At 40.7% G+C, this 13,679-nt stretch carries 17 protein-coding genes; 7 read left to right on the top strand and 10 right to left on the bottom strand.

The annotated features are described in order from the left end of the window. Positions 1-36: 36 nt before the first annotated feature. From rodA to B9T29_RS16235, 3 genes are read left to right on the top strand one after another with little or no spacing between them, the layout of a single operon-like run. On the top strand, positions 37-1,173 hold the full coding sequence (rodA, locus tag B9T29_RS01470) for a rod shape-determining protein RodA (protein ID WP_086174224.1): 1,137 nt from the start codon (positions 37-39) through the stop codon (positions 1,171-1,173). Positions 1,174-1,223: 50 nt separating this feature from the next. Then, positions 1,224-1,733, top strand: a complete 510-nt coding sequence (locus B9T29_RS01465) for a DUF6988 family protein (RefSeq protein ID WP_086174223.1) — start codon at positions 1,224-1,226, stop codon at positions 1,731-1,733. A gap of 15 nt (positions 1,734-1,748) precedes the next feature. Then, positions 1,749-1,898, top strand: coding sequence for a hypothetical protein (locus tag B9T29_RS16235; RefSeq protein WP_171263948.1), 150 nt, complete (start codon positions 1,749-1,751; stop codon positions 1,896-1,898). 47 nt (positions 1,899-1,945) lie between these two features. Here the strand turns inward: B9T29_RS16235 and B9T29_RS01460 are convergent, their stop codons facing one another. The 10 genes from B9T29_RS01460 to B9T29_RS01415 all read right to left on the bottom strand — a co-directional run bounded on the left by B9T29_RS01460 (position 1,946) and on the right by B9T29_RS01415 (position 9,922). Next, entirely contained in the window at positions 1,946-2,242 is a 297-nt protein-coding gene (locus B9T29_RS01460; protein ID WP_086174222.1) for a cyd operon YbgE family protein, read from the bottom strand. A gap of 3 nt (positions 2,243-2,245) precedes the next feature. Further along, positions 2,246-2,347 (bottom strand): cytochrome bd-I oxidase subunit CydX, encoded by a 102-nt coding sequence (gene cydX, locus B9T29_RS01455; RefSeq protein WP_002120988.1) that lies wholly within the window; start codon positions 2,345-2,347, stop codon positions 2,246-2,248. 32 nt (positions 2,348-2,379) lie between these two features. Then, positions 2,380-3,525, bottom strand: a complete 1,146-nt coding sequence (cydB, locus tag B9T29_RS01450) for a cytochrome d ubiquinol oxidase subunit II (RefSeq protein ID WP_086174221.1) — start codon at positions 3,523-3,525, stop codon at positions 2,380-2,382. Continuing rightward, positions 3,522-5,108: a cytochrome ubiquinol oxidase subunit I gene (locus B9T29_RS01445; protein ID WP_086174220.1), complete on the bottom strand. Its 1,587-nt coding sequence runs from the start codon at positions 5,106-5,108 to the stop codon at positions 3,522-3,524. Before B9T29_RS01445 ends, cydB begins: the two co-directional genes overlap by 4 nt. Continuing rightward, positions 5,108-5,299 (bottom strand): cytochrome oxidase putative small subunit CydP, encoded by a 192-nt coding sequence (gene cydP, locus B9T29_RS01440; RefSeq protein ID WP_086174219.1) that lies wholly within the window; start codon positions 5,297-5,299, stop codon positions 5,108-5,110. The genes B9T29_RS01445 and cydP overlap by 1 nt, the downstream gene beginning before the upstream one ends. A 446-nt stretch (positions 5,300-5,745) precedes the next feature. Beyond that, positions 5,746-6,846 (bottom strand): porin, encoded by a 1,101-nt coding sequence (locus B9T29_RS01435; protein WP_086174218.1) that lies wholly within the window; start codon positions 6,844-6,846, stop codon positions 5,746-5,748. Between the two features lie 305 nt (positions 6,847-7,151). Next, the gene (locus B9T29_RS01430) at positions 7,152-7,565 is read right to left on the bottom strand and encodes an HIT family protein (RefSeq protein ID WP_086174217.1); all 414 of its coding nucleotides are present in this window, start codon (positions 7,563-7,565) and stop codon (positions 7,152-7,154) included. A gap of 31 nt (positions 7,566-7,596) precedes the next feature. Further along, positions 7,597-7,866 (bottom strand): YARHG domain-containing protein, encoded by a 270-nt coding sequence (locus B9T29_RS01425; RefSeq protein ID WP_086174216.1) that lies wholly within the window; start codon positions 7,864-7,866, stop codon positions 7,597-7,599. Between the two features lie 81 nt (positions 7,867-7,947). Beyond that, positions 7,948-8,820, bottom strand: coding sequence for an NAD(P)-dependent oxidoreductase (locus B9T29_RS01420; protein WP_086174215.1), 873 nt, complete (start codon positions 8,818-8,820; stop codon positions 7,948-7,950). A gap of 10 nt (positions 8,821-8,830) precedes the next feature. Beyond that, on the bottom strand, positions 8,831-9,922 hold the full coding sequence (locus B9T29_RS01415) for an alpha/beta fold hydrolase (protein ID WP_086174399.1): 1,092 nt from the start codon (positions 9,920-9,922) through the stop codon (positions 8,831-8,833). A 137-nt stretch (positions 9,923-10,059) separates the two neighbouring features. Between B9T29_RS01415 and B9T29_RS01410 the strand changes: the two genes are divergently transcribed. From B9T29_RS01410 to B9T29_RS01395, 4 genes are all read left to right on the top strand, one after another. After that, positions 10,060-11,247 carry an O-succinylhomoserine sulfhydrylase gene (locus tag B9T29_RS01410; protein WP_086174214.1) on the top strand — a complete coding sequence of 396 codons (1,188 nt, stop codon included), beginning with the start codon at positions 10,060-10,062 and terminating at the stop codon, positions 11,245-11,247. A 42-nt stretch (positions 11,248-11,289) separates the two neighbouring features. Further along, the gene (locus B9T29_RS01405) at positions 11,290-11,619 is read left to right on the top strand and encodes a YbaB/EbfC family nucleoid-associated protein (RefSeq protein ID WP_086174213.1); all 330 of its coding nucleotides are present in this window, start codon (positions 11,290-11,292) and stop codon (positions 11,617-11,619) included. A 12-nt stretch (positions 11,620-11,631) separates the two neighbouring features. Beyond that, complete coding sequence (gene recR / locus B9T29_RS01400) at positions 11,632-12,228, top strand: recombination mediator RecR (RefSeq protein WP_086174212.1); 597 nt, start codon at positions 11,632-11,634, stop codon at positions 12,226-12,228. 225 nt (positions 12,229-12,453) lie between these two features. Next, on the top strand, positions 12,454-13,596 hold the full coding sequence (locus B9T29_RS01395) for a ribonuclease D (RefSeq protein WP_086174211.1): 1,143 nt from the start codon (positions 12,454-12,456) through the stop codon (positions 13,594-13,596). The last annotated feature ends 83 nt before the right edge of the window (positions 13,597-13,679 follow it).

Here is a 13,679-nt window from a genome sequence, read left to right as displayed (position 1 = left end):
AATTTCTTACCTCATCCACACGTTCAAATATTTCAAATGATACCATCACCTCAGTATCGTTTTTTACGTCACTCATTACGTGATGGTAGAAGCATCAAACATGACTCATCCCGATGGACTAGATTGCATTTAGATCCATGGTTGCTTTCTTTTTTAATATTGAATGCAGCTTTGGGGCTGATGGTGGTTTATAGTGCGACAATGCAAGATAGCAGCATGGTGATTCGCCAAGCCACAAGTTTTGCTGTGGGCTTTATCCTCATGTTTTTATGTGCCCAGGTTCCTCCGAAAGTTTATCAGGCTGCAAGTCCCTATTTTTATATCATCTCACTGGTACTGCTGATGCTGGTTTTGGTGATTGGGGATACCCGTTTGGGAGCAAAACGCTGGCTGACCATTCCTGGTATTGGCAGTATGCAGCCGAGTGAGTTGATGAAGTTTTCCATGCCGCTGATGATGGCATGGTATTTTTCGCGTCGTGCATTCCCGCCCCAGTTTGGTAATATCGTGATTGGGTTAATCTTGATGATGATTCCCTTTGTTTTGGTGGCTTTGCAGCCCGATTTGAATATTGGCTTAATTATTCCGGGTATTTTTGCTTTATTCCTGTGTGGAATGTCATGGCGTTTAATTTTAGCCGCATTGACTGCCTTGGCAGTGGCAGCACCAGTATTATGGATGTTTGTATTACAAGCCTATCAAAAGAAACGTGTGCTGACTTTGTTTGATCCGGAGTCCGATGCACTGGGGGCGGGCTGGAATATCATTCAGTCTAAAATTGCCATTGGTTCTGGCGGCTTAACCGGCAAAGGGTATTTAACTGGAACACAGTCGCATTTGGGTTACTTACCTGAACATCATACCGATTTTATTATGTCGACCTATGCTGAAGAATATGGCTTTGTAGGTGTATTTTTATTATTCAGCCTTTTTGCAGCTATTATTATTCGTTGTCTCATGATCGGGCTGAACAGTTTTCATAACTTTGGCCGTTTGTTTGCAGGTTCTATCGGTCTGACTTTCTTTTTCTTTGTCTTTTTAAACTCAGGCATGGCCAGCGGTATTTTACCCGTGACTGGAGATCCATTGCCATTGATGAGTTATGGCGGTTCGGCAGTCATTGCTTTGCTGGCCAGTATGGGTATTGTGATGTCGATTCATACACATCGTTAATGATGAAAAAACCGGATTAAATATCCGGTTTTTTTATTGAGGGGATATAAATGGATTTATTTGAACAATCTCTGAGAATGGTTAATGAATTAAATCAAGAGTTATCCCAGTCTGAATTTGTAGATGGCGGGATGCGTTTAGATTTGGTATATCAATGTTGCGATATATCAATTGAACATGGATTAGCAGTTAAAACATTGTTAGAAGCTGAACTGTTTACATCAGCTCTTGCATTGTTTCGTACACAATTTGAATCTATGGTACGTGCTTATTGGATATTATTTGCAGCAACGGATGAGCAAGTGAATGAGTTGGGTATGATGAATTCAATAGAGCAGTTCACTTTAAAAGAACATAAAAGTATTAGCCGTTTTACTGCAACACCAATGATTGAAGCTTTGAAGGAAATTCAGGAAATAAAGCATATTGTTGAGCAACTCGAAGAGTTCAGGTTGTTCTCTTTAGATTATCTCAATTCAATTCTACATAGCGGGAAGCAAACATTTTTGCATCATACATTTGGCTTGAGTAATGAACACAAAAAAATGGTCATTAAGTAATCTAATAATTTAACGATGATGGTTGCACAAATTTATTTAAAGCATACTTTGCCTGATCGTCAAAAGCTTATTCAGGTTTTTATTCAAAAGTATCGTGAATGTTTTATGTTACCTGAAGATATATTAGAAGAAGAACGACAAAAGATTTTAGCGCGTTATAAATAGACATAAAAAAAGCCCTCAATTGAGGGCTTTTTAACTTCAAGATTATATTAGGTGAGGAACCAGGTGTAATAACCCCAGATCATCAACGGCCATGCAATAAATGGGCTAAACAGCCATTTCCACAGCCAGAACTTAGGCAGAAATCCTACTCCGTAAATAAATCCACCTGAAATGCCAATCATGATCATCATTAATGCGCTATGGTTATAGTGACCATTGGCATCTAGCATGAGTGCAGGGTGAATCAATAGCACCGTAGCAAGTGGCAATGCCATCAAAAACGAAATGGCCATTACAAATTTATTTGGCTTGCTTTCTTCTGCTGTCATTGCGATTTCTGTCATGGTTTATTCCTCATCTAAATCTTGATGATGTTCGATATAAAGGGCACTTAATACGCCTGCAAAGCACGCCATTAAAATCCCGAGAATCCAAGCAAAATACCACATATTGAATAACTCCTAGTTTTTCTAACACAGCCTTAGTAGAGGCTGTGTGAATTTTCTTGAACGTGTTTGTTGGTAATAACACCCCACATTTTGTAGTAACACCAGGTGGTGTAGCACAAAATGATTGGCACGAAAATACAGGCTGCAACAGTCATTACTGTTAGTGTGTTTTTACTTGATACCGCATCCCACATGGTCAAGCTGGCAACAGGGTTGATGCTTGAAGGCATAAGGAATGGGAACAATGCAAAACCAGCAGTTAAAATAGCACCAATTACAGCAAGTGATGAACCAAGGAAGCTTAAACCGGCTTTAGCTTTACCTGCAGCAAGCACCACAATCAATCCACCTAAAATGCCAGCAATAGGTGCAATTTTAGTGATTGGATATGTAGTGTAGTTATTCATCCAGCCGTGGTTGGCATTGGTAATGACTTCTTTGGCAAGCGGGTTTGCAACACCATTGGTATTAAATGGTTGAGCTAGGCTATAACCTTCAATACCACCGAAGTATAACCATGCGCCAGCGCCCAGGAAGCAGACCAGGAACACTACACCCATCAATTGAGTTGCTTTAGCAGAACGTGCACGTAAGTCACCATCTGTACGAAGCATCAACCAGGCACCACCATGCGCGCACAGCATAGATAGGCTGACCAAACCACAAACAATGGCAAACGGATTAAGCAGTGCAAAGAAGCTGCCAGTATAAGTTGAACGTACTGTTTCATCTAAAGTGAAGGGTACGCCTAAGAACATATTACCGAAGGCAACACCGAACACTAATGCAGGAACCGCACCACCAACTGCTAAACCCCAGTCCCAAGAGGTACGCCATTTTTTATTTTCAAGTTTTGAGCGGTAGTCAAAACCAACTGGACGCAAGAATAATGCAAAGAGAACTAGGAGTAGTGCCCAGTACATACCAGAGAATGCAGTTGCATAGACCATTGGCCATGCTGCAAACAGTGCACCACCTGCGGTAATGAACCAGACCTGATTACCGTCCCAGTGTGGAGCAATCGTATTGATTGCTGCACGACGTTCTTCATCGTTTTTGCCCACGAATGGCATGATTGCCATGGAGCCCATATCGAAGCCATCGGTGAGTGCAAAGCCAATCAGTAGTACACCAACCAGAACCCACCAGATGATTTTGAGTAATTCATATTCGATCATGATTGAGCCTCCGCAGCAGCGTGGTTTTGATCATCAGCTTTTTCAAAATGGTATTTGCCAGTATGTAAAGAACTTGGGCCTAAGCGAGCAAATTTAATCATCAAGTACATTTCGATAATCAGAAGTACTGTATAGAATGCTGCAAGCGCTAAGATTGAACCCCAAATATCACCAGTACTTAAGCTTGAAGCAGAAAGATGTGTAGGTAAAACCTCACCAATGGTCCACGGTTGACGGCCACCTTCAGCCACATACCAGCCAGTTTGTGTAGCAATCCAAGGCAATGGAAGTCCGTAAAGTGCAAATTTAAGTAACCATGGTTTGTTTTCTGCATTACGTTTAGCTACTGCATAAGTTGCAAGGACGAATAGCAACAACATTAAGAAACCAGAAGCTACCATGGCACGGAACGAGAAGAACAGGGCAGTTACGTTAGGAACAGTATCCTTGGTTGCTGCTTTGATTTGCTCTTCAGAAGCATCTACTACATTTGGTGTATATTTTTTAAGAAGTAAGCCGTAACCCAAGTCTTTTTGATTTTCTTTGAAAGAAGCCATCAGCGCTGGTGAGCGATCGCCTGCACGAAGTTTTTCAAGTTCGCTATATGCAATCATACCGTTACGGATACGAAGCTCATGTTGAACCATCAGGTCTTTTAGGCCAGTCACTTCTTTATTAAGAGAACGAGTGGCAATAATACCCATCACATATGGAATTTTGATGGCGTAATCAGTGCGTTGTTCTTCCCGATTTGGAATACCAAACAAGGTAAATGGTGCAGGTGCTGGGTGAGTTTCCCATTCCGCTTCAATTGCAGCTAATTTGGTTTTTTGCACATCGCCAAGTTCATAACCTGATTCATCACCAAGTAGAATCACTGAAAGAGTAGAAGCTAGACCAAAGATTGCAGCGATCGCGAAAGAGCGGCGTGCAAAAGGAACATCGCGTTTTTTGAGCAAGTAGAAACTGGAAATCGCTAAAACGAAAACTGCACCAGTCACATAACCTGAAGATACGGTGTGGACAAATTTAACCTGAGCCACCGGGTTGAAAATCAGTGCGCCGAAGTCAACCAGTTCCATACGCATGGTTTCAAAGTTGAATGCTGCACCGACAGGGTTTTGCATCCAGCCATTGGCAACTAAAATCCAAAGTGCCGACATATTGGAACCGAGGGCAACCAGCCAGGTCACGCCTAAATGCTGAACTTTAGAAAGTCGATCCCAGCCGAAGAAGAACAGACCAATAAAAGTCGATTCCAAGAAAAACGCCATTAATCCTTCAATAGCCAGTGGTGCACCGAAAATATCACCCACGTAGTGTGAGTAATACGCCCAGTTTGTACCAAACTGGAACTCCATGGTTAAGCCTGTAGTTACCCCTAAGGCAAAGTTAATACCAAAAAGTTTTCCCCAGAATTTGGTCATGTCTTTATAAATTTCTTTACCGGAAATCACATAAGTGGTTTCCATAATGGCAAGAATAAAAGCCAGACCAAGAGTGAGAGGTACAAATATAAAGTGATACAACGCGGTCATTGCAAATTGGAACCGCGAGAGATCGACCACGCTTTCAGAAATCATCAACGTGTCTCCTTGATTGGGGAAGGATTGCCAGCAATATGCTCGGCAACTTGATTGTCAAAATTTTGAGGAATGGTAGGGGCGTCGAACCAGATATGTTTAATCGTTAGCAAGAGGGCAACCTTAATTATTAAAATGATTGCGATCTCACGAACTAATCTTTGATTGAAATCTTTGGGTATTAAGCTCATGCACATAAGCCTATTTTTTAAAACATAATGTGTATTATTAAACAAAAAATAACTAAAAATAAATAGATTGAACAGTTAAAATAAAAATATATTATTTTTTGTTTTAAAAACAATAATATATATCCTTGTTGCGTTAAAAATTATACTAAATTTTTGTCATTATAAAGTTGACTAAAACACTGCGTATTTAATTTTTAATTCTGACTAAAATACTTATATACTTTTAAATCCAACTAAAACACTTGTATCTTTCTTAGGAGATATAATCAATTAACTGATAATTGTTCTTGTTTGAATTTCCATTTAATATGTTCTGTATAAATTCAATTAAACATCTTGACTTAAAATATAGGATAGATGAGAGAAGAAGTTAAGATTCTTGCATCAAAAAAAAGACCACACGAATGTGGTCTTTTTAATAACTGGTTTAAGTAGATGAAGAGGGCTTAGAAGTTATATTCCATACCCAGGCCAATCACAGTTTTCTTGTCATTTTCATTAATCCAGTCACGTTTTTGTTGTGCTACCACACCGTAGAAACGTGCTTGTTTATTTAGATTGTAATCGACACCTAGACCATACTGGTCGATTTTACGGTCAGATTTACTATCTACAGAAGTATTAGCAGATAGGTATTCAGCTTTTAATTTCCATGGTGTAGATGGAATCACGTAAGCAGCTGTTACACCGTAAGCATCTTCTTGTAAACCTTTATAAGAGGTGATTGTAGTAACAGGAGGAGTGCCACTTGTGCTTGATGTTGTTACCGTATCGTCAGTTGGTTGAGCAGTTTGCCATAGAGCACCAAAAACCAGACCGTCTACACCAGCTTTAGTTAAATCAACAGAACCAGTTACACGAACGGCATCTGAATATATGCCTGTGAAGTTGTAAGCGTTGTATTTACCTGCAACACCGAAGTTACCTGCAATTGCTGCAGCCACGCCATAATCTTTGTTTTCATAGCTAAGTGATGTAGAGATACTATCACCAAAGCCATTGCGTTTGCCTTTTTGACCTTTACTGTCATTGTCGGTCGCTGAATCTTCACCTTGCTGCGCCATGATGTTGAATTGCAGGCCGCCAAGTAACTTTTTATCGGTTTCAAAACCGATTGCGTTATTTAAACGATCTTCACCATATAGCATGCTGGTCATATCAAGGTGGTTGTGATCGTTAAAAATATCTTGGTTATTGCCCGCAGCAGTTTTGAAGTAAGAATCGTAGTTACCGGCTTTTAATGTACCGATATCGGCAAATTTAAGACCCAAGAAGCGGTTACGCATTTTCCAATCTGTATTACCGCCATCAGTCGCAACTTCCCATTCCGCTTGGTAAACTGCTGAGACTTTTTCAGTCAATTTTTCTTCGCCCTTTACCCCTAAGCGAGAAGCATTTGAGTTGATTTCTGTAACGTTTTTGCCATCAAATTTACTGTTGTCAACTTGGTCTAAGGTAACATTTAATTTACCGTACAAAGTTGGCGCTGCTTGTGCTGCACTCATCCCCATAGCCGCTACAACTGCAGCAAGAAGCAATTTTTTCATTGAGATTTCTCCAAAAACGGTTCTAAATGGCATTTGCCTTACTTAACACTTCTTTTTAGTTTGCTTAAGTACAAAAAGTTACAGAAGCTCACCAACTTGCTATGCAGTATCTGCAAACTTTATGACAGGGAAGTGAAAGCTATATGACAATTTTATGACGAGAAAAATTACTTTAATTAATATTTTTTATTATTTTTCAGTTGTTTAAATTTTATTTAAAATCCATGAGATAAAGTTAGATCATCCCAGATATAAAAAAATGGAACATAAGCTCCATTTTTGACAAGTTAAAATTCTAGTGAATTTTAAAGTTCAGCTTTAATTTTTTCCGCCAATGCTTGGATTTTTTCTTGATCACCCATGTGTAAAGCATGTTTGCCCAATTCATGAACCGAACTTGGAATGAGGTGGAAATGTACATGCGGAACCGTTTGACCAGCAGATGCACCTGACAGTTGCATCAGTACAATCCCTTGAACATCAAGTGCTATTTTCATCGCTTGGGCAACTTTTTGCACAATTTGAATTGTGTAAGCAGCAGCGTCAGGCGGTAGATCTAGCAATGTTATCGCAGGTGTTTTAGGGATGACCAGCGTGTGACCTTCAGCTTGTGGCATGATGTCCATGAAAGCCAGAACCTGGTCATCTTCGTATACTTTAATTGCAGGAAGTTCATTACGAATAATTCGTGCAAAAATATTCTGATCATCGTAAAGCATGTCTAATCCTTGAAGTGATTGGGTACTGTAGTTATTTACAGTTCAATTCTTTCTGACGATCTTTGATGGCGTCAAGTCGTTGTTGCTCTTTTTCTGAAAATTTTGGTTTAGTTGTGTAGCAATTGTCGTTGCCAAACTTCGCCTTGGCTTCAGGATCTTTAAAGCAAAAACCTTTAGATGCATAAATGATATCATGGTCATTTTTCAATTTTTGACATTCTTGCTCGGCCGTCGCGGCAAATGCTGTTGCCCCAAACAAAGTTGCAAAACTAGCCAACATTGCAACAGTAAACTTAATCATGAGGGTTTCCTCTAATGGAATATTGTGTAGAACACTTCTACACAATATTAGGTTTCTTTATTATTATTCAATGGCGAGTTATTACTCAAGTGTAATTTTACTCCAGGATTCATACATTTTCACAGCACTAGAAAAATCACTTTCCTTTTCTGCTAAATTGCTAGCTGCCTGAATCAGACTTTGGGTTAAGGCAATCACGGGTGCAGAAAGTTTGGCTTCACGAACCAGATCCAGAGCAATTCCTGTATCTTTAGCCAATAACGGCAGGGCAAAGGTCAGTGGAAATTCGCGGTTTAAAACGCGTTGTGGCAACACAGTTTCAGTCACGCCACTTTTACCACTCGATGCATTAATGCAGTCTAAAGCTTCATTGAGGTTGACGCCATGTGCTTTTAATGTCGTAAAGCCTTCAGCAACAGAACAAAGATTTACCGCCAATAACATATTGTTTACTGCTTTAACCGCGAAACCTGCACCTGATTCACCGACATGTTTAATCAGTTGGCCAAAGGCTTGAATTGCGGGCAGGGCTTTTTCAAAAGCACTGGCTTCACCGCCAATCATCACCGTCAAGCTGCCTTTTTCTGCACCAATAGTTTGACCACTAACTGGTGCATCCAGAAAGTCTACATTAAGTGCTTTTAAATGCTGGCTCAGTTTTTTTGCTGATGCGGGTACACCACTGGTGCAATCGACCCATATAGCACCAGGTTTGATGTTGGTATTTGCAATCAGGTTTTCGACGTCTTTGCTGGTTGGCAAACATGAAAAGATGACATCTGCCTGTACAGCTTGCTCAAGTTCTACAGCTTGGGTGCCATATTCAGTTGCATGTTGCTTGGCTTTTTCGAAATTGCGGTTCCATACATACACCGTATCGAAATGTTGAGGTAAATGTGCTGCCATACGGTAACCCATTGCGCCTAAGCCGATAAATGCAACTGACTGAATCATGATGTATCCCTTATATTTTGCTCGATCTCTGTTTTAGCCAGGTGGTCATAAATGGCCAGAACTCGTTGGCACTGGACTGGCTTGACATCAAGCCCAAATGACCACCCGGGATGAGAGTAAACGTGACATCCTGGCTATTTGTCAATTCAATTAAGGGCTTAACTGCCTCTTTAGATACGATCTGGTCGCTACGACCCGCGCCTACCAATAAAGAACAGTCTATATTTTTTAATTCGATATTCTTATCTTGTAAGGTAATAACGCCGTTTTTTAGCGGGTTTTGTAACCAAACATTGAAAATCATGTCCTGATTGATACCACCTGGATAGTCAATCATCCGGTTCAGAAAATTGCCCATAGTGGCATGTTCATATAAGGCTTGTGGATTATCCAGGTTTGCTAAAAGCTGCTTTTGGCTCTGAATCCATCCCACAGGATCAATTATTTTAAAACCCAGTGAATTGAGTATACCGGGGCTATGAATGAGATGCTTGGGTACGGTTCCTGAATAAATCTTGTTTTGCAAGGCTTTATTTTTGGCAACCAGCTGGTTGACCTTCTGGAACAGTTTGCCTGTACGACCCGAGGCATGACTGTCTACAGGACTGCCCAATACAATTAAATTTTTAACGTGGTTCGGTTTTTGCAATGCGCAATACAGCATGACAAATACACCGGCCATACTCCAGCCATGCAGTGAAATTTGATCGCTATTGGAATGGGTACGTATCTGGTTAATGCAATGCGGAATCGCATCGTCAATAAAAGACATAAAATTTAAAAAGCGGTCTTTATAGTTATATTGACCCCATTCCAGCAGATAGACATCAAAGCCACTATGTTGAAAATGCTTGACCAGAGAGCGGTAAGGATAAAGGTCATAAATAGCCATGTTAATGGCTAGTGGGGCAACAAAGACTAAAGGTTCTTTATATTGTTTATCGGGTGAGGCGTAATAACGCACGCGGGTTTGTTTATATTCTGCAATGACTTCATAGGGTGTAGTTTGCGATAGAACCAGCGATTTTGAATTAAACAAACTCGTTGACAGGTTTTTGAGTTTGCTTTTATGTTTGGCCATTCTATTTTTAACTTGAATCATTGCGGGTGCTACTAACATATGGGCGGATTGATCGAAGTGTAGGCGATATTTATGCATTATACCTTGACCTTAAATGCCATAGGCGCTCAAAATGTTGGCAATTATTAGCAACGGCAGTCCAGGACTGGGTAGAGAAGATGAGCCAACAAGACGACATTGAATACCAATTAGACACTTTAGCCATTCGTACAGGTCATACACGCAGTTTTGAAGGTGAACACTGCGAGCCGATCTTCCTGACTTCATCATTCGTCTATGAAAATGCCGCAGAAGCCGCAGCTAAATTTTCAGGTCAGGAACCGGGCAATATCTATTCGCGCTTTACCAATCCGACGGTTGCAATGTTTGAAAAACGTCTTGCGGCTTTGGAAGGTACTGAACGTGCGGTGGCAACCAGTTCTGGTATGGCAGCCATCATGGCTGTGGCAATGTCATACTTGAAATTGGGCGATCATGTGATCTGTTCACGTGCTGTGTTTGGTTCTACGGTTTCTCTTTTTGAAAAATATGTGGCTAAATTTGGTGTAAGTGTCGATTTTGTCGATTTAACCGATCTTGATGCATGGAAAAATGCCATCAAAGCTGAAACAAAATTACTGTTTGTTGAATCTCCATCCAACCCTTTAGCTGAAGTGGCGGATATTCAGGCCTTGGCTGATATTGCCCACGCCAATGGTGCATTGCTGGCAATTGACAACAGCTTCTGTACTCCTGTTTTACAGCGACCTATTCAATTTGGTGCGGACTTAGTCATTTACTCGGCAACCAAATATCTGGATGGTCAAGGACGTGCTTTGGGTGGTGCTGTGGTGGGTAATCACAAATTGCTTGAAGAAGTATTTGGTTATGTGCGTACTACTGGTCCATCTATGAGCCCATTCAATGCCTGGGTGTTCTTGAAAGGCCTGGAAACTTTACGTTTACGTATGAAAGCACATTCAGAAGGCGCACAAAAGCTGGCTGAATTCCTAAATCAGCACGACAAAGTCGAAAAAGTATATTACGCTGGTTTGCCTTCACATGTCGGTCATGAACTTGCAGCTAAACAACAAAGCGGCTTTGGCGGGATTGTGTCATTTGAAGTGAAAGGTGGTCGTGAAGGGGCTTGGAAAGTGGTCGACAACACCCAATTTATTTCAATTACCGGTAACTTGGGTGATGCCAAATCCACCATTACCCATCCAGCAACCACTACTCACGGTAAGCTTTCACCTGAGGCTAAAGAAGCCGCAGGTATTCGTGAAGGATTAATTCGCGTATCTGTTGGTTTAGAAGATATTGATGATATTATTCGCGACATTGGTCGTGGTTTAGATTTAATCTAATTTATAAACATTAATTTAGTAATTGATTGTTCGGAGAATTTTATGAACATTAATATGTTGATGCAGCAAGCACAGCGCATGCAGAAAGATGTTGAAAACAGCATGAAAAAAGCCAAAGAACAGCTTGCACAAACTGAAGTCCAGGCTGAAGCAGGCGGTGGCTTGGTTAAAGTGACCATGACTTGCCGCAATGTGGTGAAACGTATCGAAATCAGCCCTGAATTGCTTCAAGATGATGCCGACATGATTGAAGATTTAATCGCAGCTGCAATGAATGATGCGGCACGTCAGGCTGAAGCCATTTCTGAAGAAAAAATGAAAGCGGCTAACTCTGGTATGGGCTTGCCACCAGGCCTTGCTGGTTTATTCTAAGGAATACGCCCAGTGTTTAGTGATCGATTTGATCAACTGGTTCAAGCTTTACGTATTTTGCCAAGTGTTGGGCCGAAATCGGCTCAGCGCATGGCATTGCACCTGATCATGAAAAACCGTGAAGGTGCAGTCGGCTTGGCACATGCTTTGAATGAAGCCACGACCTATATTCATGAATGTAGTGTTTGTCATTCACTGACAGAAAATGAAGTGTGTGACATTTGCCTGTCGCATGAGCGCGATGATCAGTTACTCTGTGTGGTTGAATCACCTGCGGATGTCATGGCGATTGAGCAAAGTGGCAGTTTTCGTGGCAAGTACCATGTACTGGGTGGGCATTTGTCGCCGCTGGATGGTATTGGCCCTGAAGAAATCGGGATTCCTTATCTGATTCAGCGCCTAAGTCAGGGTACTGTTTCTGAAGTGATATTGGCAACCAATGCTACTGTAGAAGGTCAGGCGACAGCACATTATCTGGTTGAAGCCACCAAGCATTTGCCTGTACAGATGACCCGGATAGCTCAAGGTGTTCCTCAAGGAGGAGAGCTTGAATATGTCGATAGTCATACCTTAAGTCAGGCGGTGCATAATCGTATGCGTATGAAATAAGTACTTAGGTGCTTATTTTATCATTTAAGATATGAAACAAGACTTAAGTAACATTTATTTGAATTTAATTTAAACTTATACAAAAAATATATAAAAAATAGTTGCCTTTTTAAAAAAATACTTATAAATAGAGAATGTACGAGCCAAATGTAAATTTAGTTATATCTAAATTTTATATATAGGTTAAAATACATTTGAGAGAATCTGGTTTTTAGACTCGGTAATATGTTTCAGTTTATTCAGCAACAAAAAGATTTAGACAATATTTTGCACTTGATGGGGCAGACATCCGTTTATGGATTGGATACCGAATTCATCAAGGTCGATACCCTGTGGCCCAAATTGGGTGTATTTCAAATCAATGTTGCCGATCAGGTGTTTTTGCTGGATGGCACAAGTCTGGATTTGTCGTTATTCTGGGCAAGACTGTTTGATGCTCAGCAGAATATCTTCCATGCCTGCAGTGAAGATATCGATTTAATCTATCATTATTCACAGCAAAAAAGCTTAAGAAATGTTTTTGATACCCAGGTCGGTATGTCTTTTTTAGGGCATGGACTACAGATGAGCTATCAAAATGCATTAAAGCACATGCTGGATGTGGACATTGATAAAGACCAGACCCGATCTGACTGGTTGGCGCGTCCGTTAAGCTCGGAGCAACTCACCTATGCGGCGAATGACGTACTGTATCTGATGAACCTGTCCAATAAAATTCAGCAGCAATTAAGCGATAAATATTTACTGGATTTTACACTGGAAGATTGCCGTCATCTGACTCATGAAATTGGTCAGGAAACGCCTGTAGAGTTGCTTTATCACGATATTGGCAATTATCGTCATTCGCGCCGTCAATTGATGCAGTTACAGCAACTGGCTGTATGGCGTGAGCAGATGGTCAAGGCCCTGAATTATCCGCGCAGCTTTATCCTGAAAAATTCTACCCTGATTGATCTGGTGGAAAAAAATCCGCGTAATCAGTTCCAGTTGTCCAGCATTAAAGATATCCGTCAAAATATTGTGCGTGAATATGGTAAAACCATTCTGGATTTACTTAAATTCTTGCCTGAACAGGCAGAATGGCCACTGCGTATGGCACGTCCAATTCGTCACTCATCCAAAGAGATTGGTGAAAAAGTGGATAATGTCATTCAGGCTGTGGTTCAGGAAACCACAGTACCTAAAGAAGTATTGATGCGTAAAAAATGGCTGAATGCACTGTATCAGCATGTAGTCTTTCATAATGATGAGCAGGATTTACCGGCTTATCTGCTCGGCTGGCGTTATGATGTACTGACCAAGCCGCTGATTGAAGTTCTGCATGCAGATGAAAATTATCTGTCTACCCAAATGAAAGTGATAGATTGATTTTTAGCCATTCTGTTTAAAGAATTAACATTTATATACAATCACGACTGATGCGTTAATAATCATTAATGTATCAGTCTTTT

Source organism: Acinetobacter sp. ANC 3903 (genome assembly GCF_002135315.1).
In the GTDB taxonomy this organism is placed as follows: Bacteria; Pseudomonadota; Gammaproteobacteria; order Pseudomonadales; family Moraxellaceae; genus Acinetobacter.
The sequence above is the reverse complement of the archived record's forward strand: the minus strand, read 5'-3'. Positions and strand labels throughout refer to the sequence as shown.